This window comes from Spongiactinospora rosea (assembly GCF_003315795.1).
GTDB classification, from domain to species: Bacteria; Actinomycetota; Actinomycetes; order Streptosporangiales; family Streptosporangiaceae; genus Spongiactinospora; species Spongiactinospora rosea.
The window spans coordinates 93,304-119,799 of sequence record NZ_QMEY01000013.1 but is presented as its reverse complement, the minus strand read 5'-3'; the positions used below and the strand labels follow the sequence as shown (position 1 = coordinate 119,799).

The window sequence follows — 26,496 nt, the reverse complement described above, 5'->3', positions numbered from 1 at the left end:
TGTGCAATGAGTGGGTGAAGCTGGAGGAGGGGGCATGGCGCAGCAGGTCGGGGTCACGGAGACCCCCGCGCAGATCTTCGGACGCGAGCTTCGTCGTCTGAGGAAGAAGGCCGGGCTCACGCAGACGCGGGTGGCCCGGTCCTACGGCTGTTCCGGCAGTCTCATCTCTGGGATAGAACGTGCGATCAGGGTGCCCCAGCTCGACTTCGCCGAGGCGATGGACCGGCTTTTCGGTCTGACCGACACGCACTTCTTCGAGCGTCTGGCCGACCGGATACACCGCCCGATCGGCGGACCGCACTGGTATGCCCGCTGGGCAGAGGAGATCGAGCCCGTTGCCGTGGTTCTGCGTACCTGGGACCCGCTGTTGATCCCTGGTCTCCTGCAAACGGCTGAGTATGCCAAGGCACTGTTCCGGGGACGGCTGGCTCCAGAGGAAGAGGTCGAGCAATTGACTGCGGCACGAATGCGACGGCAGGAGATTCTGAACCGGCCGAATCCGCCGACACTATCGGTGATCCTGGACGAGTGGGTTCTCCGGCGGCCGATCGGAGGGCCGGTCGTGATGGCGGAGCAGCTCGCACACCTCTTGGAGCTGGCCCAGCGCCGTAACGTCACGATCCAACTCGTGCCCTACGACACGTGGTGCTCGGATGGCCTGCTGTCGAGTTTTTGTCATCGCGGAACTCGAAGGCGGGCCGACCGCGGTGTCCGTGGAGTCGGCCGGTGTGGGCGAAGTCAGTGCGGACCCGGAAGCGGTATCGGCGATTTTGGCGAAATATGACAGAATACGAACCGATGCATACCGGCCGGCCGACTCACTGAGGCTGATAAAGGAAGCTCTGGACGAATGGACCAGCATGAGTTGATGAGGGCAGCCTTTTCCGGCACCACCTGGAGGAAGAGCACTCGAAGTGGCAATACCGGCGGTAACTGCGTTGAAGTGGCTGATGGTGTTCCTGGGCTCGTTGGGGTGAGAGACAGTAAAGATCCAGCGGGGGCGGTGCTGGCCTTCTCGCGCAATGACTGGCGAGCGTTCCTGGAGGAGATCAAGGCCGGCGCATTCCACTGACCGCTCTGTGGTCGACTCCGGCGATAACGGCCGGGCAGGCCCCTGCGGCCTCCAAACCCGAGCCGGAGTTCTGATCGGCTACCGCAGCCTCGGTACTGCGGCTCGGCTCGGACGGGTCGGCATCGGGAAACCTATAGTGGTGATCATGGACGGGACGCTGGAGCGCTACGCAGGTGAGGTCGCTTCCGCGATGGGGGCGGTGTTGGGCGGCCGGTTGGTGGGCGTCTACCTGCATGGGTCGGCGGTGCTCGGTGGGTTCGACGCGCGTCGCAGTGATGTCGACATCCTGGTCGTCTGCGAGAGCCCGATCGCGGCGGACGAGCGGTCGGCCGCCGCCGAGGCGTTGGGCGATGATCGGTTGCCGTGCCCCGCGCACGGGCTGGAACTCAGCATCGTCACTCTCCCGGTGGCCCGGAACCCCACGGCACGGCCGGCGTTCGAGCTGCATGTGACGACCGCGCCGGACGATACCAAGGTCGTTGACGGGCATGGGCACGAGGGAGACCCGGACCTGGTACTGGGCTTCGCCGTCTGCCGCCAGGCGGGCCGCCTGCTCGGCCCTGGACGCCCGGCGTCCGAGGTGTTCGGGCGAGTCCCCGGTGAACTGGTTCTTGCCCAGCTAAGGGACGAACTGCGCTGGGGCACCGAGCACGCGGTGGGGGAGTACGCCGTGCTCAACGCGTGCCGCGCCTGGCGCTTCGCCGTGGACCGCGTCCTCGTGTCCAAGGTGGACGGCGGTCTATGGGCGCTCGACCGTACCTCGGTCCCGGAGCGGGAGCTGATCCAGACCGCCCTGGACCGTCAACGATGCCTGCCCGCCGCCGGCCTCGCTCCGGCCGCCGTCCAACGCTTCGTCGACCAGGTCATGTCCCGCCTCCCCGAGGCATCGCCGACGCCGTAGTCATTCACCCAGGTCGGCGACCACCACCACGGCCAGTTCGCCGGAGATGTCGCGGACCGCGTTCTTCCAGCGTTCTCCGTCAAGTGTGAGAATCGGCACCCGGCGGTTCAGAGCGGCCTCGGCCACATGTGCGTCCCACGGCTCGCGCAGAAGGGCTTCATAGGCGCGGGCTCGCGCGAGTTCGACGGCGTCGTCGAAGGTCACCAGGCCGGCGAACTCGGCCGACGCCAGCCTGCAGATCCCCCGGACGACGGCACTCCGTTCCGGCCGCTCCGCGATGCCCATCACTGCGGCCGACACGGCAAGTGCCGGTACGACCAGCGTCACCCCGTCGGCGTCGAACTGCTGGATCATGCCGATCAGTTCGGTGTCACCTCGCGCACACTCGGCCAAGATGGTCGAGTCCAAGACGAACGCCGCCTCATCCCGCACTGTCGGTCTCACGGTCGAGCAGCACTCCGCGCGCACGCCGGGCCCGCCTGCGACCACGCTCGAATGCCTCATCATCCTGCTGGGCCCGCTCGACGGCGGCCTTCCAGGCAGTATCGGCCTCCTGATCCATCCGGACGGCACGCGCGGCGGCGGCGTTGAAGAATGCCGAAACCGATCGAACGTGCCCGGCCTCCACTTCCCGCTGGATGTAGCGGTGAAGGTCTTCGTCCACGGTGATGGTGATCGGCTTTGTGCTCATCATCATATGTTCATCATAGGGCGACCCGTGGTGCCTGTCCTGAGGATTCGCGTTCCACCGCCCCCAGGGGCCGGGCCGGCCCAGCCGATCTCCAGGCCCTCTGGCGTTCAAGGCGGTTAGTGATCAACCGGCATGGGAGAAGGGCTGAGCGGAGCGAAGGCGATCAGGTCCCGCGCGGAGCGCGGGGTATGGGTTCGTGTGGGGCGCGCGGAACGTGGGGGTGTACGACGTGGGTGGTGGGGAGGGGGCTATGGGCTGGGGGAATGGGCGGATCCCCGCACGCCGGGAGCGGGGTGCGGGGATCCGGTGGGTCGGGGAGCGGGTCAGCTGTTGAAGTTGCGGCTGCCGCGGCTCACGGTGGTGCCCCGCTCGCCCCAGTAGGTGCGGACCGTGGCGCGGTACAGGGTGTCCTCGTACGCGGTGGAGAGGCTCCGGCAGGTGCTGCCCGGGTGGCCGTAGGCGTTGTTGTTGTCCCGCCAGGTGTAGGAGGGGCCGCCGCCGTTGACCGGGGTCAGCTTGACCTCGACCCAGCGCTGTCCCTCGCTGTTGTACGCCTGGGCGCAGATGCGGTCGCCGGCGTCGTCGTAGGTGACGACGCCGTCGCCGACGCCCCACGAGAACGAGGCGGCCGAAGCGGGCTGCGCGACGGCCAGGGTCGCCGCCGCCACACCGAGACCAGCCAGCATCGTCTTGAACAAGAGCTTCATGCTTACCTTCCCCGAACGAACTTTCGCTTGCGAGAAGAGCTTCTCTCGCCCACGTAAAGATCATGCATTTGATGCATGTACAGTGCATAGAACGCGGGTTACGATCAAGGAAAATTACTACACTTGATGTAAAAGTCCCCAGAGTGGCACCACCCCCGATTGGCGCGGCGGGCGGCCTGAGCAGTACTCGTTCACGGCGAATGAGGGGCAGACTGGGCAGGTGAGAGAGCGGGTGTGGCGGCCGGAGGGGCCGGTGGACGTGGCTCTCGCGCTGGCGGTGCATCGGCGCGGGAGTGGTGATCCCGCGTGGCGGCGTGGGCCCGATGGGTCCGTGTGGCGGACGTCGCGCACTCCCGACGGCCCGGTCACGTTGCGCGTCGCCGTGCGGCGGGCCGAGGGCGCCGTACGGGCGTCCGCCTGGGGCGACGGAGCCGGTTGGGCGCTGGACATGCTGCCCGCGCTGCTCGGCGCGCACGACGACGCCACCGGCTTCGAGGCCCCGGAAGGCGTGCTCAGGGAGACCGCCCGGCGGCACCCCGGGTTCCGGATCGGGCGCAGCGGACGGGTGTTCGAGGCGCTGGTACCGGCCGTGCTGGAGCAGAAGGTCGTGGGGCGGGAGGCGTTCCGGGCCTGGCGGTGGCTGCTGCGCAAGTACGGCGAGCCCGCGCCCGGCCCCGCGCCCGAGGAGATGCGGGTGTTCCCGCCGCCCGAGGTGTGGCGGACCGTCCCGAGCTGGGACTGGCACCGGGCCGGGGCGGAGGCCGTACGCGCCCGCACGATCGTCAACGCCGCCCGGCACGCCGTCAAGCTGGAGGCGGCCGCGACCAGCCAGGACGCCGACCGCCTGCTGCGCGCTCTGCCCGGCATCGGCGTGTGGACCTCCGCCGAGATCCGCCAGCGCGCCTTCGGCGACCCCGATGCCGTGTCGGTGGGCGACTACCACTTGTGCTCGCTGGTCGGCTGGGCGCTGACCGGCGCGAAGACCGACGACGCCGGGATGCTCGAACTGCTCGCCCCCTTCCGCGGTCACCGGCACCGGGCGGCCCGGCTGGTCGAGCTGAGCGGCGTACGCCCGCCCGCCCGCGGCCCCCGGATGGCCGCCCGCGATTACCGCTCGTTTTGACACCACAGGGCCTCTAGTGATCATGTGAAGGCCGGGCCGTAGGGTGCCGGGTATGACTGATCCCGCGCCCGCGGATTCCGCGATGCGACGCGCCCTCGCCCGCGCCCGTGACGGCAAGACCCTGGACGTCACCGAGGCCACGGTGCTGCTCGGCGCGCGAGGGGAACACCTGTCCACCCTGCTCGGCCACGCGGGAAGGGTCCGCGACGCGGGACTCGTCCACGCGGGCCGCCCCGGAGTGATCACCTACAGCCGCAACGTCTTCATCCCGCTGACCCGCCTGTGCCGGGACCGCTGCGGCTACTGCACGTTCGCCACCGCCCCGCACAAACTACAGAGTGAGTTCCTCAGCCCGGACGAGGTACTTGAGATCGCCCGTCAGGGCGCCGCGCTGGGCTGCAAGGAGGCACTGTTCACCCTGGGCGACCGCCCGGAGGACCGCTGGCACCAGGCCCGCGAGTGGCTGGACGCGCACGGCTACGACGACACCCTGTCCTACGTACGGGCCATGGCGATCAGGGTCCTGGAGGAGACCGGCCTGCTGCCGCACCTCAACCCGGGTGCGCTGACCTGGCAGGACTTCCAGCGGCTGAAGCCGGTCGCGGCCTCGATGGGCATGATGCTGGAGACGACCTCGCGCAGGCTGTTCGAGGAGAAGGGGCAGCCGCACCACGGTTCGCCGGACAAGGACCCCGCCGTACGGCTGCGGGTGCTTGAGGACGCGGGCCGGACCAGCGTGCCGTTCACCACCGGCATCCTGATCGGGATCGGCGAGACGATCACCGACCGGGCCGAGTCGATCTTCGCGATCCGGCGGGTGGCCCGCGAGTACGGCGGTGTCCAGGAGGTCATCGTCCAGAACTTCCGCGCCAAGCCCGACACCGCGATGCGCGGCATGCCGGACGCCGACCTTGAGGAACTGGCCGCGACCATCGCGGTGGCGCGGCTGGTGCTCGGGCCGCGGGCGCGCATCCAGGCGCCGCCCAACCTGATCGGCTCGGAGTACGAGCTGATGATCAGGGCGGGCATCGACGACTGGGGCGGCGTCTCGCCGGTCACCCCGGACCATGTCAGCCCCGAGCACCCATGGCCGCAGATCGACGTTCTCACCGAACGCACGGCGGGCGCCGGTTTCACCATGCGCGAGCGGCTGACCGTCTACCCCGAGTACGTGCTCGCGGGCGAGCCCTGGCTGGACCCGCGGGTGGCCGGGCACGTCGCCGCGCTGGCCGACCCGGAGACCGGGCTGGCCAGGGAGGACGCCGTCGTGGTGGGCCGCCCGTGGCAGGAGCCGGACGGCGGGCACGCCGCCACGGGACGTACCGACCTGCACGTGGCCGTGGACACCGAGGGCCGTTCCGCCGACCGCCGTGACGACTTCGACCACGTCTACGGCGACTGGGACGCGCTGCGCGAGCGCGCCGCCGCCGTGCGCGGCGAGAGTGCGGTGAACGGCGACGTACGGCAGGCGCTGCGCCGCGCCGAGTCCGACCCGGCCGGGCTCACCGACGACGAGGCCCTGACGCTGCTCGGCCTGGCCGGCGACCCCTCCGGCGCGGGGGCCGACGACGCGGGCCTTGACGAACTGTGCCGGATCGCCGACGGCCTGCGCCGCGAGGCCGCCGGCGACGACGTGACCTACGTGGTCAACCGGAACATCAACTTCACCAACGTCTGCTACACCGGCTGCCGGTTCTGCGCGTTCGCCCAGCGCCGTACTGACGCCGACGCCTACACGCTCTCCCTCGACCAGGTCGCCGACCGGGCCCAGGAGGCGTGGCTGGCCGGGGCGACCGAGGTGTGCATGCAGGGCGGCATCCACCCCGACCTGCCCGGCACGGCGTACTTCGACATCGCGCGCGCGGTCAAGGAGCGGGTGCCCGGCATCCACGTCCACGCGTTCTCGCCGATGGAGGTGATCAACGGGGTCGGCCGCACCGACCTGTCCATCGAGGAGTGGCTGCACGCCGCCCGCGAGGCCGGGGTGGACTCGCTGCCGGGCACGGCGGCCGAGATCCTGGACGACGACGTGCGCTGGGTGCTGACCAAGGGCAAGCTGCCCGCCCGCGAGTGGGTGGAGGTCATCACCACCGCCCACCGGATCGGCATCCCGACGACCTCCACCATGATGTACGGGCACGTGGACACGCACGCCCACTGGGTGCGGCACATCCGGCTGATCCGGCAGATCCAGGAGGAGACGGGCGGGTTCAGTGAGTTCGTACTGCTGCCGTTCGTGCACCACAGCGCGCCGATCTACCTGGCGGGGGTGGCCCGCCCCGGCCCGACCGCGCGGGAGAACCGCGCGGTGCACGCGCTGGCCCGGATCATGCTGCACGGGGCGATCGCCAACATCCAGTGCTCGTGGGTCAAGCTGCGCGACGACCTGTGCCGGTCGGTGCTCCAGGGCGGGGTCAACGACCTGGGCGGCACGCTGATGGAGGAGACGATCAGCCGGATGGCCGGTTCGGAGAACGGCTCCTACAAGACGATCAGCGAGATCGCCGCCATGGTCGCCCCGACCGGCCGCCCGCCGCGGCAGCGGCTGACCGGGTACGGCGAGCCGGACGCCGAGCGCCGCGCCGCCGCGGCGGCCAGCGACGGGGTCTGCCAGAGCGTGCGGCGGACCCTGCCGCTGATCGGCACCGCCGAAGGCGCCTAACGGACCGCGATGAAGTCGGCCGCGTCCCTCGGCGGACGTTCCCTGGGGGGCGCGGCGGCGTGGCCGACGGCGACCGCGCCCATCGGGTCCCAGGACGGCGGCAGGTCCAGCACCTCGCGTACGACGGGCCGGCAGAACATCGTGGAGGACACCCAGGCCGAGCCCAGCCCCTCCATCGCGAGCTGGACCAGCAGGTTCTGGACGCCCGCGCCGGTGGCCACCACGAACATCTCCCGCTCGGCCGCGTTGCGCCGGTCGTCGCGGTAGGTGTGCGAGCCGTCCATGACCAGGCACGGCACGACCAGGTAGGGCGCGTTACGCAGCACGTCGCCGCGCTTGATCCGCTTGGCCACGGCGTCCTCGGAGAAGCCGTCGGAACGCAGGTCGGCGATCCACGCCTCGCGCATCGCGTCGACCAGCTTGAGCCGCGTCTCGGCCCGCTCCACCAGCACGAACCGCCACGGCGTGGTGTGGTGCGGGGCGGGCGCGGCGATCCCGGCGGCCACGGCCCTGCGCACCGCGTCGCCGTCCACGGGCTCGGCGGAGAACTCCCTGATCGTACGGCGGGCGAAGACCACATCGCGCGAGCCGTACCGGAACATGTCCTCGTCGGCGGGACGGATCAGCTCGGCCGCGCCCGCCCCGTCGTCCTCGGTGACCAGCGAACCGAGGCCCCTGACCACCGCCACGGGCATGCCGGTGATCTTGCCCTTGGCCAGCTCGGCCGCGGCGGCGAGCTCGTCGGCCACCGCGGTGACGGTCACGGCCAGCGGGTTGCCGTGGGAGTCGGTCGCGCCGCGCAGGTCGTCGAGGACGCGTACCCCGGCGGCGCCGATCGCCACATCGGTCAGGCCGTTGCGCCAGGGCCGCCCGAAGGTGTCGGAGACGAGCACGCCCAGCCGTACGCCGCGGCGCCCGCGCAGCCCGGCGCGGATGGCGCGGGCGGAGGCGTCGGGGTCATCGGGCAGCAGCAGCACGGTGCCGGGCTCGGTGTTGGAGGCGTCGACCCCGGCGGCGGCCATCACCAGGCCGCTGCGGGTCTGGCTGATCACCGTGTCGCCGCGCCGGGCGACGACCCGCGCGGTCTCGGCCGCGATGGCCGCCTCGCGGTCCGGCGCGATGAGCACCCGGCCCTCCGCCTTGCTCACGATCTTGGAGGTGATCACGATGATGTCGCCGTCGCGCAGGTCGTCGGCGCAGCGGTCCAGCAGCTCGGCGATGTCGTCGCCGGGCCGGACCTCGGGCATGCCGGGGACCCCGGTGATGGTGATCATGCCAGCTCACCGCCCAGTGCCACGGCCGCCCGCGCGATGTCGGCGGCGGCGGCGACGTCGTGCATGATCAGCGGCCGGGCCTCCACCCGGACGCCGTCCAGCCGTACGTCCGTGTCCTGTTCGGCGACCAGCCAGCCGTCGATCAGGCCCGCGCCGTAGAGTTCGAGCACGGCCTGCGCGCTGGTCTGGACGCCGATCGCGGTCAGGCAGGCGTCGGCCATGCCGCGCACCGGCGCGCCGCCGACGATGGGGGAGACCCCGACGACGGTCTTGGCCGACACCGCCTCGCGGATGCCGGGGATCTGAAGGATCGTGCCGATGCTGACCACCGGGTTGGACGGCGGCAGGACGACCAGGTCGGCCTCCTCGATCGCGTCCAGCACGCCGGGGGCCGGACGGGCGTTCTCCACCCCGACCAGCGCGAACGAAAGCGCAGGCACCGACGCCCGCAGCCGCACCCACCACTCCTGGAAGTGGACCGCCCGCCTGCCCTGCTCGTCTTCGATCACCACGTGGGTCTCGGTGCGCTCGTCGCTCATCGGCAGCAGGCGCACGCCGGGCTTCCAACGGTCGCACAGCGCCTCGGTGACCGCCGACAGCGGGTATCCGGCGGCGAGCATCTGGGTGCGGACGATGTGGGTGGCGAAGTCGCGGTCGCCGAGCCCGAACCACTGCGGCTCCACGCCGTACGCGGCCAGCTCCTCCTTGACCGCGTGCGACTCCTTGGCCCGGCCCCAGCCCTGGTCCTCGTCGATGCCGCCGCCGAGGGTGTACATGACGGTGTCGAGGTCGGGGCAGACCCGCAGGCCGAACAGGGTGATGTCATCACCTGTGTTGCCGATCACGGTGATCCGCGCATCCGGGGCCGCGGCCTTGAGACCACGCAGGAAGCGCGCGCCGCCGATCCCGCCGGCGAGGGAGACTATGCGCATTCGGCCAGTCTTCCACCACACCCCGTCGACCAGTGCCGATGGGGGTTCCCCGGGCGGACGGCCGGAGCTTCGGGGCGTCCGTAACCTCGCTGAGTACCACGAAATTTCGTGGATTGACAACCGTAGGAACGCTTATTGGGTTGGATGAGGTTGCTGGGTCTTCCGACACAAATGTCGCCCTTGTGGAAAACTTCGCTGTGCCATACGGACCTTGATGGGGGCAAGTTGTGATCAGAATCGAGGCGAGCCGGCTCCGTGACCCGGCCGCGTGGATCATGTTCGCCGTGGCGGTCGTCAGAATCCTGCTCAGCGTGCTGAGCCTGCTGGCCCCGAACCTCGGGCTGCTCTCCTATGCCAGCCTCGACGGTATGGTCTCGCCCGTCAACGTGGCCCTGCTGGTCGGCGCGGTGGTGCTGACCACCAAGGTCGGCGAGCCGAGCCCCATGGCCAAGGCCATCACGATCAGCGCGACCGTGGCGCTGGGCGTCGCGGCGCTGTTCGGCGTGATCGCGCTGATCCGCGGCATCGCCTCCGGCGAAGCGATCGTGGAGATCCTGCTGACCGGGCTGGCCGGGCTCGCGCTGCTCGCGGTCGCGCTGCTCTATCTGATCCCGCAGGCGTTCCCGGCGACGCCGCGCGCCCCCAAGCAGCCGCAGGGCTTCCCCGGCTACCCGGGGCAGCAGGGCGGGCAGGTGCCGCCGTACGGGGGGCCGCAGCAGCCCATGTACGGCCAGCAGCAGCCGGACTACGCCCAGCAGCAGGCCCCTCCGCAGGCGCAACAGCAGGCGCAGCAGCAGGCGCCTCCGCAGGCCCCCCAGCAGCCGATGTACGGCCAGCAGCCCGAGTACGGGCAGCAGCCGGACTACGCCCAGCAGCAGTACGCCCAGCAGTCCTACGGTCAGCAGTACGAACAGGTTTCCCAGCAGCCGCAGCAGCCGGAGCCCGCGCAGCCGCAGGCCGCCCCGACGTACCAGCCGGCGGCCCCGCAGTCCGGGCAGTACCAGCAGCCGGACCCGGGCGCGCAGCAGGGCTACGCCCCGCCCTCCTCCTCGCTGCCCGCGCTGCCGCCGCCCGACGGCGGCCAGGACGCCTCCTACAACCAGTACTCCGGCTACGGCCGGCAGCAGGGCTACGGCCAGGACGCCTACGCCCAGCCCGGCGCGGCGCCCTCGTATCCGGCCGAGCCGCCGCAGAGCGCCTACGGCGACCACCAGGGCTACCAGCAGGCGCAGGGCGGCCAGGGCGCGTTCGGCCAGCAGTACGCCCCGGCGGACTACTCCGCCGACCAGGGCCAGTCCTACGACACCTACCAGGCGCAGCCCGCCGCCCCCTCCGCCCCCGCCTACGAGGGCTACCCGGGCAACACCGGTGGCTACGTCTCCTCCGGTTACGACCCGAACGCCGGGCAGCAGGCGCAGGCCGGTTACCCCGGCCAGGAGTACGCCCAGCGGCCCGACGGCCGCTACGACGAGCCGAACCCGGCCGACCCGCGCGCCCAGCAGCTCGCCCAGGCGTACCAGCAGGCGCACAACTACCAGTCCCAGGGCTACCAGAACCAGGGTTACCAGGGCGGTCAGGCGTACCAGCAGCCGGGACAGACCGGCACCCAGCCCGAGGTGAACTACCCGCCCGAGGGCGCCTACGGCTCCCCGCTCGGGCACCCGCAGAGCGCGCCCGCCACGCCGCAGTACGAGGGCCAGCAACAGGGCTGGGGCCAGGAGGCCCCCGGCGAGTCGACGATGCGCTTCGACCCGAACGCCTACCGCGACCAGCAGCCGCACCAGGGCCAGCACCAGGGCCAGCAGCAGGGGCAGCCGGGCCAGCCGGGGCAGCAGCAGAACGCGGGCGAGCCGATCGATCCGACAGCCATATACACCCCGGGTGAACCCCGCGCGTAATGACCCGGCAATCCGCGGACAGAGAGAAGGTGAGCCCGGGTCACGGCCAGAACATGTCCTGGTACGTTTCCGACCGGCGAGTGCGCTGAACAAGGCACGCGAACCTGCCACGGGGGTAGCGTTCGCCGCGATGAAGAGCATCACGTCTGTGAACCGGGGAGAGCGGGTCTTTCCCCGGATACCGGTATGCGGCTTGACGCCACACGGGGCACATGAGTGTAATTACAGACGTGTAGTTACGCCCTCCACCGGGTGGGTATGACGGAGGGCGTTCACTAGGGGGGCTCCATTGCGGGCGGGCGGCAGGGAGGTGTGCAGTGGCCGACCTGGTCGATGCACAGGCGCTCAGCGCTGAAGATCTTGGCTGGCAGGAGCGCGCCCTGTGCGCGCAGACCGACCCCGAGGCGTTCTTTCCGGAAAAGGGCGGCTCGACGAGGGAAGCCAAGAAGGTTTGCCGCGCGTGTGAGGTTCGTGCCGAGTGTCTGGAATATGCACTTGAGCACGATGAGCGGTTCGGCATCTGGGGTGGATTGTCGGAGCGAGAGCGGCGTCGCATCAAACGCGAAGCGGGCTGACCGCCTCGCGCGAGTCGGGCGGTGATTCGGGTGCCGTCTCGGTGAGGGCGTCCCTTCGTAAGGGGCTCGTCTTCATGGGGGCGGCGTTCGTCGTGAGGCCATCGTGAGGTCGTCGTGAGGTCGTCCGGGCGCAGACGCGTTCGGCGGACCTCGCGCGCGCGAGCCGGTCGTGCCGTATCTTTGTCGGGCGTCGATCATCGGCGTAATCGGTATTTGTCCCGACAAAACAGGACATATGTCCGCGATCGGAACCTCCGTGACCCTGGTCACCGTCACCGCGATCGTGGTCGCCCACGACGGCGCCCGGTGGCTCGATGACACCCTGGCCGCGGTGCTCGGCCAGACCAGGCCGCCCGACCGCCTCGTGGGCGTCGACAACGGCAGCCGCGACGGCTGCGGGCGGCTGCTGGCCGCGCGCATCGGCGAGGGCGGGGTGCTCACACTGCCCCGCTCCACCGGCTTCGGCGACGCGGTGGAGGAGGTCCTGGACCGCCTCCCCGCGTCCCAGGGCGGCGAGGTGCAGGAGTGGATCTGGCTCCTGCACGACGACTGCGCCCCCGACACCCGTGCCCTTGAGGTGCTGCTCGGGGCCGCCGCGCAAGATCCGCGTGCCGCCGTACTGGGTCCCAAGCTGCGCGACTGGCTGGACCGCAAGCTGCTGCTGGAGGTCGGCGTCACGGTGGACCGCACCGGGCGCAGGGACACCGGCCTGGAGCCCAGGGAGTACGACCAGGGGCAGCACGAAGGCGTCCACGACGTGCTGTCGGTCTCCACGGCCGGGATGCTGATCCGCCGCGACGTGTGGGACGACCTGGGCGGCCTCGACCCCGCCCTCCCGCTCTTCCGCGACGACCTGGACCTGTGCTGGCGCGCCCGCAACGCCGGATACCGGGTGCTCAACGTCACCCAGGCGGTCGCCTGGCACGCCGAGGCCGCGGCCCGCAGGCGCAGGCGGATCGCCGTGAGCGACAACCATCCGCGCCGCCTGGACCGGCGCAACGCGCTGTTCGTGGTGCTGGCCAACGTGCCGCTCCGCGCCCTGCTGTGGACGCTGCCGCGCAACGTCCTCGGCTCGATCTTCCGTACCGTCCTGCTGGTGCTGGCCAAACAGCCGGGCAGCGCGCTGGACGAGGTACGCGCGCTCGGCGGGGTGCTCGGTCACCCGGTCCGTCTGGCCAAGGCCAGACGCGCCCGCGCCTACGGCCGCAGGCGGCACTACCCGCAGGTCAAGAAGCTGCTGACGCCGCCGGGGGCGGTGTTCCGGCGGTTCGCCGACATGGTCCAGGGCTATCTGTCCGGCTCCGGGCCCGTGGAGTCGGCCGGACGCCACCACGCCGCCGCCTCCGAGGGCCGTTCCCCCGATGAGGAACTGCTGCTCACCGACGCCGGTCTCATGCAGCGGAGCTTCGGCAACCCCGGGGTGCTGCTGTTCCTCGGGCTGGCCGCGGTCACCGTGGCCGCCGAGTGGCGGCTGCTCGGCGGGACCGGGCTCGGCGGCGGCGCGCTCGTCCCGGTGACCGGGGGCGCCTCGGACCTGTGGCGGCTCTACACCGAGAGCTTCCACGCGGGCGGCCTGGGCACGGACGCGTGGGCCCCGCCGTACGTGGCGGTGCTGGCTGGGCTGGCCACGCTCGCGTTCGGCAAGACCTGGCTCGCGGTGGCGGTGCTGCTGCTCGGCTGCGTGCCGCTGGCCGGGGTGTCGGCGTACCTGGCGACCCGCTCGATCATTCCGGGCACCGGCGGGCGGGTGTGGCTGGCGGCGGCGTACGCGCTGCTGCCGGTGGCCACCGGGGCGGTCGCGGCGGGGCGGCTGGGGACCGCCGTGGTACTGGTCCTGCTGCCCGCCTACGCGTCGCTGGCGACCGCGCTGCTGGCCGGGGAGGGCCGCAGGTCGCGCCGGGCCGCCTGGGGGCTGGGGCTGCTGCTGGCGATCGGCACGGCGTTCGTCCCGCTCGTCTATCCGCTGACGGCCGTGATCGGCCTGCTCGGCGCGCTGGCGTTCGGCGCGGCCAGGCGCGGGGTGGCGATCTCGGTCGGCATCGCGCTCGGCGTGCCGCTGGTCCTGCTGTTCCCGTGGCTGGGGCGGTTCGCCGGTGATCCGGGGCAGATCCTGCTGGAGGCCGGGCTGCACCGGCCCGAACTGACCGATCCCGCGCTGTCCCCCGAGGCGCTGCTCACCCTCAGCCCGGGCGGTCCCGGCATGCCGCCGCTGTGGGCGGTGGCCGGAGTGCTCGCCGCCGCGCCGGCCGCGCTGCTGATGCGGCGGCAGCGGATGGCCGTCGCGCTGGGCTGGGGCGTGGCGCTGTACGGCGTGCTGGCGGCGATCCTGGTGAGCCGGGCGACGGTGACCTCGGCGGCGGGCGGACCGCCCGCGGCGGCCTGGCCGGGGGTGCCGCTGGCGTTCGCGGCCACCGGCATGCTGGTCGTGGCCGCGCTCACCGCGCACCGGCTGGCCGAGTTCCGGGCGGCGGGCGGGGTGCGCAGGATCCTGGCGTACGCGCTGGCGGCGGCCGCCTGCTCCGCCCCGCTGATCTGCGCGGGCCACTGGGTGGCGACGGGCCTGGCCGGGCCGCTGCGCGCCGACGCGCCGGTCACGCCGCTCGCCGTGGCCGGGGGCACGCCCGGCGAGCGCACGCTGGTGCTGCGCGGCAGCGCGGTCGGCGGTCTCGCCTACACCGTGCTGCGCTCGCGCGGGCCGCTGGTCGGCGAGGCCGACCTGCCCGTGCCGGGCCCGGCGAAGGCCCGGCTGGCCACCGCCGCCGCGGGGCTCGCGGCCGGGCGGGGCGGCACGGACGCGGGCGTCCTGGCCACGTACGGCGTGCGGTTCGTCGTGGTCCGCGCCCCCGAGGGCGGACGCGTCGATCCGGAGGTCGCCGGGGCACTGGACTCCCAGCCCGCGCTGGGCCGGCTGAGCCTGTCCGACACCGTGGGCGTGTGGCGGCTGACCACTCCGCCCGCGCTGGCCTGGATCACCGGCCCGGGAGGCGTGCGGACGCCCGTCCCGGCCGTCACAGGGTCCGGGGGAGGGCTCACGGTGACGGTCCCGGCGGGGAGCGCCGGACGTACGCTGGTGCTGGCCGAGCCGGTGGCGGACGGCCATCGGGCCACCGGGGCGCAGGTCACCCCCGCCACCGTGGACGGCTGGGCGCAGGGCTTCACGTTCGGGCAGGCCCTCAAGGCCCCCGCCACGGTCCGGATCACCCACGAGGACCCGCTGCACCGGGTCTGGCTGTGGGCGCAGGCCGTGCTGGTCGCGGCGGTGCTGGTGCTCGCCTCACCGGGCAGGCGCGCCGAGGAGATCGTGCCCGACTACGGCGACCAGGCCGCGGGGCAGCCCCGCCCGCGCCGCTCCCGGCGCAAGGAGATGGCCGGACGATGAAGGTCCTGATCGGGAACCGCTTCGGGCTGCTGGTTCTGGTCGCGCTCGCCCTGCTGGCCATGTACGGCGTGGCGGGCGCCACCCGGCCCGAGCCCGCCCGTCCGGGTCCGCCGCCGCGCGCCAAGGTCGCCGTCCAGTCGGTGACCGCCGTGTGCCCCGGACCCGCCCGCGCCACGCTCAGCGTCGTGACCCCCGCCCAGGCCGGGCAGGGCGGCGCGGTCACCGTCGCCGAACTCGGCGGGAAAGGCAAGCCCGTCGTGGCCGGGAAGCCGGGCGCGCTGTGGCGGAAGAAGGCCGCGGACCGGTCCGGACCGGTGGTGGTGACCGGCACGGGACCGCCGGCCGCCGGACTGGAGGCGGCGCAGACGACGATGGCCACCGCGGGCGGCGACCGCGGCCTGTCGGGCGTGCGATGCGTCGAACCGTCCTCGCGTGCGTGGTTCGTCGGCCCAGGCCCGGCCGCCGCGGCCGACGTCACGCTGCACCTGACCAACGCCGACTCCGCCCCGGCCGCCGCGCAGGTGCGGATCTACGCGGGGGAGGGCCCGCTGATCGGCGACCACGGGGTCGTGGTGGGGCCGGGCGAGCACCAGGCGGTCTCCCTGAAGGAACTGGCCCCCACGCCGCTGGTGATGGCCGTGGAGGTGCGCACGAGCACCGGGCGGGTGGCCGCCGCCGTGCACGTACGGCTCGGCGACGGGCGCAAGGGCGGCGGCCTGGACTGGCTCCCGGCCGCCGCGCCGCCCGCGACCAAGGTCGTGGTGCCCGGCATCCCGGGCGGCGGCGGCAAGCGGGAACTGTACGTGGCCGCGCCCGGCGAGTCCGACGCCGTGGTCACGGTCAAGGCGGTCACCGAGGACGGCTCCTACGCGCTCAAGGGCCGCGAGACCGTCGAGGTGCCCGCCGGGTCGGTCGCCACGCTCGACGTGTCCAGCGGCATCGCGTCGGGGGCGGCGGCCCTGATGCTGAGCGCGGAGGTCCCGGTGGTGGCCGGGGTGGTGGTGACCGGTACCGGCAGCAGCCCGGACGTGGCGTTCAGCGCGGGCGGCCCGCCGATCGGCCTGGGCAGCACGGTCGCCGACAACGGCGGCGGCAGCGGCCGGACCACCCGCCTGCTGCTCACCGCCCCGGAAGGGGCCGCCAAGGTGCGCGTCCAGGTGGTGCCGGCGCGCGGGCAGGCCCCGCCGCCCGTGGACGCGGCCGTGCCCGCCCAGCGGACCGCGCAGGTCAAGCTCCCGAAGGTGGGTGGGGAGTACGCGCTGACGGTCACCCCGCTGCCCGGCTCCGGCCCGGTGTACGGCGGGCGGGCGCTCTCGGAACGCACCGGCGACGGCCCGTTGATCACCGTCCAGCCGCTCGCCCTCGGCCGCGCCTTCGCGCTGGTGCCGCCGGTGGTGGACTCCGCCGTGGCCGTACTGCCCTGACCTCCGGCGGCGTCAGTGCCGGTCGTCGTAACCGGGATCGACGGTCTCGGGGGACAGCCCCAGCAGGTTGGCGACCTGCTCGACCACCGCGTCGTGGACGAGCGCGCCCAGCGTGTCACGGTCGCGCGCCCGCGCCTCCAGCGGCCTGCGGTAGACCACGACGGCGGCCGGGCCGGACCCCGCCGCGGGCTCGGCCCGCCCGAACGGGATCGGCTCGCCGATCACCCGCTCCGGGCCGTCGCCCAGCTCGCTCGCCGGGGGGACCTCCTCCACGGAGAACTCCACCGACGCCAGCTGCCTGGCCCAGCGCGGCTTGAGCCGGTCCACGGCGTCGAGCACGAAGTCGTCGAAGCGCTCGCTCCTGGACCTGGCGATCGGCACGTGCGGGGGCGCGATCGGACCGCGCATGCCACGGCCGTGGCGGTCACGCCTGCGCGGGCCGCGCGGGCGGGGCGCCCCACCGGGCGTGCCCCCTGTTGCGGAGCTCACAGCGCAAGCTTAGGTGCTGCCGCCCGGATCGGCAGGCCCGTTCGCCCCGGGCTTGTGCGACAGCGGGGGCCGGACGGCACGCACGGATAGCACGCACGGATAGCACGCAAGACGGTGAAAGCCATGACACCTGTCCGAATTGTGGCGACACGCTCGTTAAGAGCCGCCTGGATAGTGGCGCCTGGGACTCTTACCGGATACGGTCCCTCCGTGAGCCCCGTCCGCCGCTGTTCGCGCACCGCCTGCAGTCAGCCTGCCGTCTTCACGCTCACGTACGTTTACGCCGACTCGACCGCCGTGCTCGGCCCGCTGGCGACGTACGCCGAGCCGCACTGCTATGACCTGTGCGCCGAACACGCCGAGCGGCTCACCGCCCCCCGCGGATGGGAGGTCGTGCGCCTGCCCAGCGAGGCGGCGCGGCCGAGCAGCGACGATCTGGAAGCGCTCGCCAACGCGGTGCGCGAGGCGGCCAAGCCGGCCAAGTCCGGCAGCGGAGAGCCGGTGGGCCAGGGGGTCGAGGTCGGCAGGCGCGGCCATCTACGGGTGCTCCGATCCGCGCGACCGCAGCGCGACCGCTAGTAGGCTCGAAGCGTTCTCGGCCAGACGGACAATCGATCACCAGGGCGGAGCTGGGAGTGGGCGACCTCGCCAGGATCTTCAAGGCTTATGACGTTCGCGGCGTGGTCCCGGACGAGCTGGACACGGAGATCGCGGAGGCCGTGGGGGCCGCCTTCGCGGAGGTGACCGGGGCGGCTTCCATCGTCGTGGGGCGCGACATGCGCGCGTCCTCCGAGCCGCTGGCGGCGGCGTTCGCCAGGGGCGCGACCTCGCGCGGAGCGGGCGTCCTCGACATCGGCCTGGCCTCCACCGACCTGCTCTACTACGCCAGCGGCAGCCTCGGCAGGCCGGGGGTGATGTTCACCGCCAGCCACAACCCCGCCCGCTACAACGGCATGAAGCTCTGCGGGCCGGGGGCCGTGCCGATCAGCGAGAACACCGGCCTGACCGAGATCCGCGACCGCGCCGCCGAGCTGATCGCCGACGGCGGGCCGCGGCCCGGCCCGGTCATCGGTGAGGTCGTGGTCAAGGACCTGCTCCCCGGCTACGCGGGCCACCTGCGCACACTGGTGGATTTGTCGGCGATGCGCCCGCTGTCGGTGGTGGTCGACGCGGGCAACGGCATGGCCGGGCACACGGTCCCCGCGGTGTTCGACGGGCTGCCGGTCAAGCTGACCCGGCTGTACTTCGAGCTGGACGGCTCCTTCCCCAACCACGAGGCCAACCCGATCGAGCCGGCCAACCTGCTCGACCTGCGCAAGGCCGTGGTCGAGCACGGGGCCGACCTCGGCCTGGCCTACGACGGCGACGCCGACCGCTGCTGGGTGGTGGACGAGACGGGGGAGTCGGTCTCGCCGTCCGCCGTGACCGCGCTGGTGGCCGTCCGCGAGCTGGCCAAGCACCCCGGCTCCAAGATCATTCACAACCTGATCACCTCGGCGGCGGTGCCGGAGATCGTCCGCGAGCACGGCGGCGTACCGATCCGCACCCGGGTCGGTCACTCGTTCATCAAGGCCGAGATGGCCCGCACCGGAGCGATCTTCGGCGGCGAGCACTCGGCCCATTACTACTTCCGCGACTTCTGGTACGCCGACTCCGGGATGCTGGCCGCGCTGCACGTGCTGGCCGCCCTGGGGGCGCAGGACCGGCCGCTGTCCCAGGTGGTGGCGCGCTACGCCCGCCATGTGGCGTCAGGGGAGATCAACAGCACCGTCGCCGACCAGCGGGCGGCCGTCGAGCGGGTCAGGTCCGCCTTCGACGGCCGGGAGGGAGTGACGTTCGACGAGCTGGACGGCCTGACCGTGACCGGCGACGGCTGGTGGTTCAACCTCCGCCCGTCCAACACCGAGCCGCTGCTCCGGCTGAACGCCGAGGCGGCCGACGAGCGAAAGATGACGGAGGTCAGGGACGAGGTCCTGGCCCTCGTGAGGAGATAGCTGTGAAGATCGACGACTGGTTGCTGGAGATCCTCGCCTGCCCCGCGTGCAAGTCGCCGCTCCGGGCCGACTCCGAGGCCGAGGAGCTGACCTGCACCTCCAGCGCGTGCGGGCTGGTCTATCCAGTGCGCGACGACATCCCCGTGCTGCTCGTCGACGAGGCCCGCAAACCGTGACCTCGCCGCCTGACCTGCGCTGGGACGCGGACAGGCTCGACGATCAGGGACATCTGGCCGAGGCGGACCCGGGCGGCATGCTGCCCGTGCTCGCCTCCGCCGCGGCGCAGGTGCGCATCGCCGGGCGGGCCGTGGCCGGTGCGGGCATCGACGGCGGGCTGGCCGCCGACGGCAGGCCGCGCGCGGTCGTGGTGGCCGGGGTGGGCGCCGCGGCGCTCGCGGGCGACCTGCTGGCCGCGGTGTGCGGGCCGGGCGCGCCGGTGCCGTTCCTGACCGTCCGCTCCTTCCGGCTGCCCGGCTGGGTGGGCACCGCCGACCTGGTCATCGCGGTGTCCTTCTCCGGCGACACCGAGGAGACGCTGACGCTGGCCCGTGAGGCGGTCCGCCGTGGGTGCCGGTTGCTGGCGGTCGGGCGCGCCGGGTCGCCGTTGCAGGCCGTCGCCCGGCAGGCGGGCGCGCTCTTCGTGCCCGTCGAGGCGGCCGGTCCGGAGCGGGCCGGGCTGTGGGCGATGCTCGTACCGCTGGTCAGCGCCGCCGCGGCCATCAAGCTGACCAGCGCCGACGACGCGTTGTTCGAGGCGGTGGCCGGGCGGCTGGAGGAGATCGCGCACCGCTGCCGGCCGGCCAGCGAGTCGTTCATCAACCCCGGCAAGAGCCTGGCCATGGAGCTGGCCGAGACGGTCCCGATGATCTGGGGGTCCTCGCCGCTCACCGCCGTGGCCGCGCACCGGCTGGCGGCCCGGCTCGGCCAGGACGCGGGCCTGCCCGCCCTGCACGGGGAGATTCCCGACGTCGGCCACGACCAGGCGGGGACGCTGGACGGCCCGATGGCCGTCCGCGACATCTTCGCCGACGAGGGCACTCGCACGCTGCGCCTGGTGGTGCTGCGCGACACCGACGAGCATCCGAGCGTGACGCGCCGCCGGGAGCTGTCGCTGCGGATGGCCCAGGACCGCGGCGTTTCGGTCACCGAACTCCAGGCCGAGGGCGGGCACCCGCTGGAGCGGATCGCGACGCTGGTCGGTTTGTTGGATTATGGGAGCGTTTATCTGGCTTTGGGGTACGGTATCGATCCGTCTCCGGTCCCGGTGGTCCGTGAGCTGGAGATGCGGCTTTCCGAATAGGATCCAGATGCTGTTCCCCGGTACCCCGGCCGGATGATCGAGAGTGGAGACGACACGTGAGCGCGAGTGGCGGTACCAAGGCGATCGTCGCGGCGTTGATCGCCAACCTGTCCATCGCCGCGGCCAAGTTCGTGGCCTATCTGTTCACGTCGTCCTCCTCGATGCTGGCCGAGTCGATCCACTCGGTCGCGGACTCTGGCAATCAGGTGCTGCTGCTGGTCGGCGGCAAGCGCGCGCAGCGGGCCCGCACCCCCAAGCATCCCTTCGGCTACGGCCGGGAGCGCTACTTCTACGCGTTCGTGGTGGCCGTGGTGCTGTTCACGGTCGGTGCGGTGTTCTCCATCTACGAGGGCGTGCACAAGATCAGTGATCCGCATCCGGTGGAGACGCCGATCATCGCGTTCGGAGTGCTGATCTTCGCGATCATCGCCGAGACCTTCTCCTTCCGCACCGCGATCAAGGAGGCCAACCACGTACGCAACGGGCAGTCGTGGGTGCAGTTCATCCGCAGGGCCAAGGCCCCCGAGCTGCCGGTGATCGTGCTGGAAGACCTCGGCGCGCTGGTCGGCCTGATCCTCGCGCTGCTCGGCGTGACCATGGCCGTGATCACCGGGAACGGCGTCTGGGACGGCGTCGGCACCATCGCCATCGGCGTACTGCTCGCGATCATCGCGGTCATCCTGGCCGTGGAGACCAAGTCGCTGCTGATCGGCGAGAGCGCGGGCGAGGACATCGAGGACCAGATCGTCGCCGCGCTCACCGGCGGCCCCGAGGTCTCCCGGGTCATCCACCTGCGCACCCTGCACATCGGCCCGGAGGAGCTGCTGGTCGCCGCCAAGATCGCGATCGACCACGACGACACGGCCGCCGAGGTCGCCCGCGGCATCGACGCGGCCGAGCAGCGCGTCCGCGCCGCCGTGCCGATCGCCCGGGTCATCTACCTGGAGCCCGACCTCTACCGCTCCGAGCGCACCGACCAGGCCGCCACCGCCCCCGCGCCTGGTGCCGGGTGATCCGGTAACGCTCAGGGGCTCCGCCGCTACCGCCCCGGTGCCCGGTGCGGGGTGACCAGCCCCGTCTCGTACGCGTGGACGACCGCCTGGGTGCGGTCGCGCAGGCCGAGCTTGGTGAGCAGCCGGGCCACGTGCGTCTTCACCGTGTGCTCGGAGACCACCAGCTCGGCGGCGATCTCCGCGTTCGACAGGCCCCTGGCGATCATCCGCAGCACCTCGCCCTCGCGCGGCGTCAGCCCCGGTGTCTCCGGTACGGCCGGCCGCCGCGCGGCGAACGTCGCGATCAGCCGCCGGGTGACCTTCGGGGCCAGCAGCGCCTCGCCCCTGGCCACGATCCGCACCGACTCGGCCAGGTCACCCGACCGCACGTCCTTCAGCAGGAACCCGCTCGCCCCCGCGGAGAGCGCGTCGTAGACGTAGTCGTCGAGGTCGAAAGTCGTGATCATGATGACCTTGGTGTCATGGGCCTCGATGATCCGGCGGGCCGCCTCGATGCCGTTCATCCTGGGCATCCGGATGTCCAGCAGGGCGACATCGGGGCGGGTCCGCTCGGCCAGCCGTACGGCCTGGACCCCGTCGGCGGCGGTGCCCACAACGGTGAGGCCCGGCTGAGCGGCGATCACCGCCGCGAAGCCGCGCAACACCACCGGCTGGTCATCGGCGATCAGTACGGAGACGGTGGTCATTCGGTCGGCAGTCCGGCCTGGACGAGGAAGCCTCCGTGTGGGCCGGGGCCGGCGGTGAACCATCCGCCGAGGGCGAGCGCGCGTTCGCGCATGCCGATCAGTCCGTGGCCGCCTTCGGTGTCCTCGGCCGCCTCGGCGGGGCCGTTGTCGGCGACGCGTATGGCCAGCAGGGTGGGGCGGTACGCCAGTTCGATGGAGACCCGTGCGCCGGGGGCGTGGACGCGGGCGTTGTTCAGTGACTCCTGCACGATGCGGAAGGCGCTGACGTCCACCGCCTGGGGCAGCTCGCGCTCCTCGCCCACCACGTCCAGGTCCACGTCACCGGGGTGCTGCTCGATCAGCTCGGGCAGTTGGGCGAGTCCGGGCTGGGGCGCGGTCTCCGCGGCGTCGGGGATGTCCGCCCGGAGTACGCCGACCAGCCTGCGCATCTCGGCGAGCGCGTCGCGGGCGTTGCCGGCGATGTCGGCGAACTCGCGCTTGGTCGCCTCGCCCAGTTCGTCGCCCTCCTCGGCGAGCGTGAAGGGCGCGGTCTCGGCGCGTACCGCGATCATCGAGACGGAGTGGGCCACGACGTCGTGCATCTCCCTGGCGATCCTGGCCCGCTCGGCCATCGCCGCCCGCTCCCTGACCTGGTCCAGCCGGTCGGCCCGGAACAGGTTCAGCTCGCTGCGGCTGCCGCGCAGGTCGGCCAGCAGGGTCAGCGCGGCGACGGTCACGGCGACGATCGCGAACGCGCCGCCCCTGCCGCCGCCGATGCCGAGGGCGGCCGTCAGCCCGCCCACGACGACGGCGACCGCGCCCGCCCACCGCAGCCGGCGGGGCAGCATCACGAGCAGCGTGTAGGTCGAGATGACTCCGGAGACATAGACCGGCAAGGGTATCTCGGCGAGCCTCACGCCGCTCAGCGCCAGAACGCCGGCGCCCAGATAGGTCAGGACGAGCACCGGGACGCGGAATCGCCGCCGCACCATTTGGGGCGCGGTGGCCAGCAACAGGCCGCTCAGCACCACCATGCCGGGGCTGTGGTCCACCCCGTACCGGATCGGGGGCATCGAGGTCGGAATGAGGCCCCATACGGTCAGAGCGACGCCTATGGCCACGTCGAGCAGCGGAGACCGGACGACTCTGCCGAGATCGATTTTCGACAGGGCTTCCTCGGCACTGTCGATTTTGCTGGTGAGCGACATGCCAGGAATTGTGGTCGTGCCGTCCCGGCCTGTCGTCACTCTTTCGAGCGACGATCAAGCACCGGTCGGCCGCGCAGCAGCCGCAGCGCCTTCTCCTTCTCGAAGTCGAGTGCCCGGCGCGGGGCCTGGATGCGGCCGATGCGCAGGCCCAGTTCGCGTACGGCGTGCGCGACGCCCGGCTCGGTGAGCACCCGCAGCGCGAAGGACAGCTCGGCCGGTGAGGCGTCGAAGCGCCGCTCCAGCTCGATCGCGTGCGCGACGGCGGCCAGCTCCTCCTCCCCGAACCGGCGGTGCGAGCCCTGCCCACGGACCGGGGGCAACAGCCCCAGCGCCTCCCGGTAGCGCAGCATCCGGGGCGACATGCCGAGCCGCTTGGCGGCCTCCGTGATCCGCATTCTTACAATCCTATGTCAGGATCAGCCCTCTCGGCGTGCGCTGGGGCGTACCGGGCCCATAAACTCGCTGACGACGACATCAGCCAGAGGGGAATGACATGGACTTCAAGGTGGCCGACCTGTCGCTTGCCGCCTTCGGGCGCAAGGAGATCCACCTCGCCGAGCACGAGATGCCCGGCCTCATGGCCGTCCGCCGTGAATACGCGGGCAGCAAGCCGCTGCGCGGCGCGCGGATCATGGGATCGCTGCACATGACGATCCAGACCGCCGTGCTCATCGAGACCCTGGTCGAGCTGGGCGCCGACGTCCGCTGGGTGAGCTGCAACATCTTCTCCACCCAGGACCACGCCGCCGCGGCCACGGTCGTCGGGCCGGACGGCACCGCCGACGACCCCAAGGGCGTGCCGGTGTTCGCCTGGAAGGGCGAGACGCTGGAGGAGTACTGGTGGTGTACCGAGCAGGCGCTGAGCTGGCCTGACGGCGGCGGCCCCAACATGATCCTCGACGATGGCGGTGACGCCACGCTGCTCGTCCACAAGGGCGCGGAGTACGAGAAGGCGGGCGCCGTGCCGACCGCCGGCGCCGACGACCCCGAAGAGTGGAAGATCATCCTGGAGACCCTGCGCCGCACCATCGAGGCGAGCCCCGGCAAGTGGACCACCACCGCCGAGGCGATCAAGGGCGTGACCGAGGAGACCACCACCGGTGTCCACCGCCTGTACGAGATGCACAAGAACGGCACGCTGCTCTTCCCGGCGATCAACGTCAACGACTCGGTGACCAAGTCGAAGTTCGACAACAAGTACGGTTGCCGCCACTCCGTGCTCGACGGCCTGAACCGCGCCACGGACGTCCTGATCGGCGGCAAGGTCGCTGTCGTCTGCGGTTACGGCGACGTCGGCAAGGGCTGCGCCGAGGCGCTGCGCGGCCAGGGCGCGCGAGTGGTCATCACCGAGATCGACCCGATCTGCGCCCTCCAGGCCGCGATGGACGGCTACCAGGTCACCACCCTGGAGGAGATCGTCGGCCAGGCCGACATCTTCGTCAGCGCCACCGGCAACTTCGACATCATCACGGCCGAGCACATGGCCGCGATGAAGCACCAGGCCATCGTGTCCAACATCGGCCACTTCGACAACGAGATCGACATGGCGGGCCTGGCCAAGCTGCCCGGCATCAAGCGCAACACCATCAAGCCGCAGGTCGACGAGTGGATCTTCGAGGACGGCCACTCCGTCATCGTGCTGGCCGAAGGCCGCCTGATGAACCTGGGCTGCGCCACCGGCCACCCCTCGTTCGTGATGTCCAACTCCTTCACCAACCAGGTGATCGCCCAGATCGAGCTGTTCACCAAGACCGACGCCTACCCGCTCGGCGTCTACACCCTGCCCAAGCACCTCGACGAGAAGGTCGCCCGGCTGCACCTCGACGCCCTCGGGGTCAAGCTGACCAAGCTCACCAAGGCGCAGGCGGAGTACATCGGGGTCGACGTCGAAGGCCCCTACAAGTCCGACCACTACCGCTACTGAGTCATCCGGCGGTCGGTGCGCAGTGGAGATCTCCGGGGAGGCCGGCGAGCGGCGGATCGAGTGGGCCGCCCGCGCCATGCCGGTACTGCGGGCGGTCGGCGAACGCTTCGCCGCCGAGCGCCCGCTCGACGGCATGCGGATCGCCGCCTGCCTGCACGTGACCGCCGAGACCGCCGTGCTGATGGGGGCGTTGCGGGCGGGCGGGGCGGAGATCGCCCTGGCCGCGTCCAACCCGCTCTCCACCCAGGACGACGTGGCGGCGGCGCTGGCGGAGTACGGCGTCGCCGTGTACGCGCGGGCCGGGGTCGATCGCGAGACCTACTACCGGCACATCAACCAGGCGCTGGACATCGCCCCGGAGATCGTCCTGGACGACGGCTGCGACCTGGTCAACACCCTGCACACCGAACGCCTCGAACTGCTGCCCGGGGTCACCGGCGGCTGCGAGGAGACCACCACCGGCATCATCAGGCTGCGGCAGATGGCCACCGAGGAGGCCCTGCGCTTCCCGGTGGTCGCGGTCAACGACACCCGCACCAAGCGGATGTTCGACAACCGGTACGGCACCGGCCAGTCCACCCTCGACGGCATCATGCGCGCCACCAACACGCTGCTGGCGGGCAAGACGGTGGTCGTGGCCGGGTTCGGGTACTGCGGCCGGGGCGTCGCCGAACGGGCCCGCGGGCTCGGCGCCCGGGTGATCGTCACCGAGATCGACCCGGTCAAGGGGCTGGACGCGACCTTGCAGGGGTACGAGGTCCGGCCGATGGCGGTGGCCGCCGAACGCGGCGACGTGTTCATCACCGTCACCGGCAACCGGGACGTGATCCGCGCTGAGCACCTGGCGGCCATGAAGGACGGGGCGATCCTCGCCAACGCGGGGCATTTCGACGTCGAGATCGACGTACGCGCCCTGGAGGAGCTGGCCGATACGGTCCATCCCGGGGTCCGCCCCAACACGGACGAGTACGTACTGGCCGACGGCCGGCGCCTGCTGCTGCTCGCGGAGGGCCGCCTGGTCAACCTGACGGCCGCCGAGGGGCACCCGGCGGCGGTCATGGACATGTCCTTCGCGGCCCAGGCGCTGGCGGTGACCTGGCTGGCCCGCGAACGGGTCCGGCTGGTGCCGGGGGTGTACGACGTGCCGCCGGAGATCGACACGGAGGTCGCCCGGCTGAAGCTCGCGGCGGCGGGAATCGAGGTCGACACCCTCACCCCCGACCAGGAAACCTACCTCCACTCCTGGCGCACCGGCTCCTGACCCC

General features: G+C 72.0%; 26 protein-coding genes. 17 read left to right on the top strand and 9 right to left on the bottom strand.

Going from position 1 to position 26,496, the window contains the following annotated elements; all coding sequences use genetic code 11:
* Window positions 1-34: 34 nt before the first annotated feature.
* The 4 genes from DP939_RS26735 (at window position 35) to DP939_RS26725 (ending at window position 1,973) form a co-directional block, all read left to right on the top strand.
* A complete protein-coding gene (locus tag DP939_RS26735) occupies window positions 35-784 on the top strand; it encodes a helix-turn-helix domain-containing protein (RefSeq protein WP_113983533.1) in 750 nt (249 codons plus the stop codon).
* Window positions 708-869 carry a hypothetical protein gene (locus DP939_RS49360; protein ID WP_404828611.1) on the top strand — a complete coding sequence of 54 codons (162 nt, stop codon included), beginning with the start codon at window positions 708-710 and terminating at the stop codon, window positions 867-869. The genes DP939_RS26735 and DP939_RS49360 overlap by 77 nt, the downstream gene beginning before the upstream one ends.
* A complete protein-coding gene (locus tag DP939_RS26730) occupies window positions 851-1,072 on the top strand; it encodes a DUF397 domain-containing protein (RefSeq protein WP_225878516.1) in 222 nt (73 codons plus the stop codon). The genes DP939_RS49360 and DP939_RS26730 overlap by 19 nt, the downstream gene beginning before the upstream one ends.
* Before the next feature lie 145 nt (window positions 1,073-1,217).
* Complete coding sequence (locus tag DP939_RS26725) at window positions 1,218-1,973, top strand: aminoglycoside adenylyltransferase domain-containing protein (RefSeq protein WP_158578700.1); 756 nt, start codon at window positions 1,218-1,220, stop codon at window positions 1,971-1,973.
* Here the strand turns inward: DP939_RS26725 and DP939_RS26720 are convergent, their stop codons facing one another.
* From DP939_RS26720 to DP939_RS26710, 3 genes are all read right to left on the bottom strand, one after another.
* Window positions 1,974-2,405 carry a hypothetical protein gene (locus DP939_RS26720; protein ID WP_113983531.1) on the bottom strand — a complete coding sequence of 144 codons (432 nt, stop codon included), beginning with the start codon at window positions 2,403-2,405 and terminating at the stop codon, window positions 1,974-1,976.
* On the bottom strand, window positions 2,395-2,664 hold the full coding sequence (locus DP939_RS26715; RefSeq protein ID WP_147268150.1) for a hypothetical protein: 270 nt from the start codon (window positions 2,662-2,664) through the stop codon (window positions 2,395-2,397). Before DP939_RS26715 ends, DP939_RS26720 begins: the two co-directional genes overlap by 11 nt.
* Window positions 2,665-2,987: 323 nt before the next feature.
* Entirely contained in the window at window positions 2,988-3,371 is a 384-nt protein-coding gene (locus tag DP939_RS26710; protein ID WP_113983529.1) for a hypothetical protein, read from the bottom strand.
* Window positions 3,372-3,591: 220 nt separating this feature from the next.
* On the opposite strand from DP939_RS26710, the gene DP939_RS26705 reads away from it, so the two are divergent.
* Together DP939_RS26705 and DP939_RS26700 are read left to right on the top strand one after the other, a co-directional pair.
* Window positions 3,592-4,494 (top strand): DNA-3-methyladenine glycosylase family protein, encoded by a 903-nt coding sequence (locus DP939_RS26705; protein ID WP_113983528.1) that lies wholly within the window; start codon window positions 3,592-3,594, stop codon window positions 4,492-4,494.
* 52 nt (window positions 4,495-4,546) lie between these two features.
* A complete protein-coding gene (locus DP939_RS26700) occupies window positions 4,547-7,156 on the top strand; it encodes a bifunctional FO biosynthesis protein CofGH (RefSeq protein ID WP_113983527.1) in 2,610 nt (869 codons plus the stop codon).
* Here the strand turns inward: DP939_RS26700 and DP939_RS26695 are convergent.
* Together DP939_RS26695 and cofD are read right to left on the bottom strand one after the other, a co-directional pair.
* Window positions 7,153-8,430 carry a coenzyme F420-0:L-glutamate ligase gene (locus tag DP939_RS26695; RefSeq protein WP_113983526.1) on the bottom strand — a complete coding sequence of 426 codons (1,278 nt, stop codon included), beginning with the start codon at window positions 8,428-8,430 and terminating at the stop codon, window positions 7,153-7,155. The two genes, DP939_RS26700 and DP939_RS26695, sit on opposite strands and share 4 nt — an antisense overlap.
* Window positions 8,427-9,362, bottom strand: coding sequence for a 2-phospho-L-lactate transferase (gene cofD / locus DP939_RS26690; protein ID WP_113983525.1), 936 nt, complete (start codon window positions 9,360-9,362; stop codon window positions 8,427-8,429). The genes DP939_RS26695 and cofD overlap by 4 nt, the downstream gene beginning before the upstream one ends.
* Before the next feature lie 227 nt (window positions 9,363-9,589).
* On the opposite strand from cofD, the gene DP939_RS26685 reads away from it, so the two are divergent.
* From DP939_RS26685 to DP939_RS26670, 4 genes are all read left to right on the top strand, one after another.
* Complete coding sequence (locus DP939_RS26685) at window positions 9,590-11,260, top strand: hypothetical protein (protein ID WP_113983524.1); 1,671 nt, start codon at window positions 9,590-9,592, stop codon at window positions 11,258-11,260.
* 317 nt (window positions 11,261-11,577) lie between these two features.
* Entirely contained in the window at window positions 11,578-11,835 is a 258-nt protein-coding gene (locus DP939_RS26680; protein ID WP_111170288.1) for a WhiB family transcriptional regulator, read from the top strand.
* A 235-nt stretch (window positions 11,836-12,070) separates the two neighbouring features.
* Window positions 12,071-15,214, top strand: coding sequence for a glycosyltransferase family 2 protein (locus DP939_RS26675; RefSeq protein ID WP_113983523.1), 3,144 nt, complete (start codon window positions 12,071-12,073; stop codon window positions 15,212-15,214).
* A complete protein-coding gene (locus DP939_RS26670) occupies window positions 15,211-16,638 on the top strand; it encodes a DUF5719 family protein (protein ID WP_113983522.1) in 1,428 nt (475 codons plus the stop codon). The genes DP939_RS26675 and DP939_RS26670 overlap by 4 nt, the downstream gene beginning before the upstream one ends.
* 12 nt (window positions 16,639-16,650) lie before the next feature.
* On the opposite strand, the gene DP939_RS26665 is transcribed toward DP939_RS26670, so the two are convergent.
* Complete coding sequence (locus DP939_RS26665) at window positions 16,651-17,127, bottom strand: metallopeptidase family protein (protein ID WP_404828610.1); 477 nt, start codon at window positions 17,125-17,127, stop codon at window positions 16,651-16,653.
* Between the two features lie 210 nt (window positions 17,128-17,337).
* Between DP939_RS26665 and DP939_RS26660 the strand changes: the two genes are divergently transcribed.
* The 5 genes from DP939_RS26660 to DP939_RS26640 are packed head-to-tail and all read left to right on the top strand — an operon-like array spanning window position 17,338 to window position 21,434.
* On the top strand, window positions 17,338-17,706 hold the full coding sequence (locus DP939_RS26660; RefSeq protein ID WP_113983520.1) for a DUF3499 domain-containing protein: 369 nt from the start codon (window positions 17,338-17,340) through the stop codon (window positions 17,704-17,706).
* 56 nt (window positions 17,707-17,762) lie between these two features.
* Window positions 17,763-19,121 (top strand): phosphomannomutase/phosphoglucomutase, encoded by a 1,359-nt coding sequence (locus DP939_RS26655; RefSeq protein WP_113983519.1) that lies wholly within the window; start codon window positions 17,763-17,765, stop codon window positions 19,119-19,121.
* Window positions 19,118-19,297: a Trm112 family protein gene (locus tag DP939_RS26650; RefSeq protein WP_199565434.1), complete on the top strand. Its 180-nt coding sequence runs from the start codon at window positions 19,118-19,120 to the stop codon at window positions 19,295-19,297. Before DP939_RS26655 ends, DP939_RS26650 begins: the two co-directional genes overlap by 4 nt.
* Entirely contained in the window at window positions 19,294-20,421 is a 1,128-nt protein-coding gene (locus DP939_RS26645; RefSeq protein ID WP_225878515.1) for an SIS domain-containing protein, read from the top strand. Before DP939_RS26650 ends, DP939_RS26645 begins: the two co-directional genes overlap by 4 nt.
* Before the next feature lie 56 nt (window positions 20,422-20,477).
* Window positions 20,478-21,434, top strand: coding sequence for a cation diffusion facilitator family transporter (locus DP939_RS26640; RefSeq protein ID WP_113983517.1), 957 nt, complete (start codon window positions 20,478-20,480; stop codon window positions 21,432-21,434).
* A 26-nt stretch (window positions 21,435-21,460) separates the two neighbouring features.
* On the opposite strand, the gene DP939_RS26635 is transcribed toward DP939_RS26640, so the two are convergent.
* Genes DP939_RS26635 through DP939_RS26625 form a run of 3 tightly spaced genes read right to left on the bottom strand, consistent with a single transcriptional unit; the run spans window position 21,461 to window position 23,702 of the window.
* Window positions 21,461-22,120 (bottom strand): response regulator, encoded by a 660-nt coding sequence (locus DP939_RS26635; protein WP_113983516.1) that lies wholly within the window; start codon window positions 22,118-22,120, stop codon window positions 21,461-21,463.
* The gene (locus DP939_RS26630) at window positions 22,117-23,307 is read right to left on the bottom strand and encodes a sensor histidine kinase (RefSeq protein WP_113983515.1); all 1,191 of its coding nucleotides are present in this window, start codon (window positions 23,305-23,307) and stop codon (window positions 22,117-22,119) included. The genes DP939_RS26635 and DP939_RS26630 overlap by 4 nt, the downstream gene beginning before the upstream one ends.
* A gap of 35 nt (window positions 23,308-23,342) precedes the next feature.
* Window positions 23,343-23,702, bottom strand: a complete 360-nt coding sequence (locus DP939_RS26625) for a MerR family transcriptional regulator (RefSeq protein WP_113983514.1) — start codon at window positions 23,700-23,702, stop codon at window positions 23,343-23,345.
* 98 nt (window positions 23,703-23,800) lie between these two features.
* Here DP939_RS26625 and ahcY point away from each other — a divergent pair, with 98 nt between their 5' ends.
* Both ahcY and DP939_RS26615 read left to right on the top strand, forming a co-directional pair.
* The gene (gene ahcY / locus DP939_RS26620; RefSeq protein WP_113983513.1) at window positions 23,801-25,231 is read left to right on the top strand and encodes an adenosylhomocysteinase; all 1,431 of its coding nucleotides are present in this window, start codon (window positions 23,801-23,803) and stop codon (window positions 25,229-25,231) included.
* A 22-nt stretch (window positions 25,232-25,253) separates the two neighbouring features.
* On the top strand, window positions 25,254-26,492 hold the full coding sequence (locus DP939_RS26615; protein ID WP_113983512.1) for an adenosylhomocysteinase: 1,239 nt from the start codon (window positions 25,254-25,256) through the stop codon (window positions 26,490-26,492).
* Window positions 26,493-26,496 lie beyond the last annotated feature (4 nt).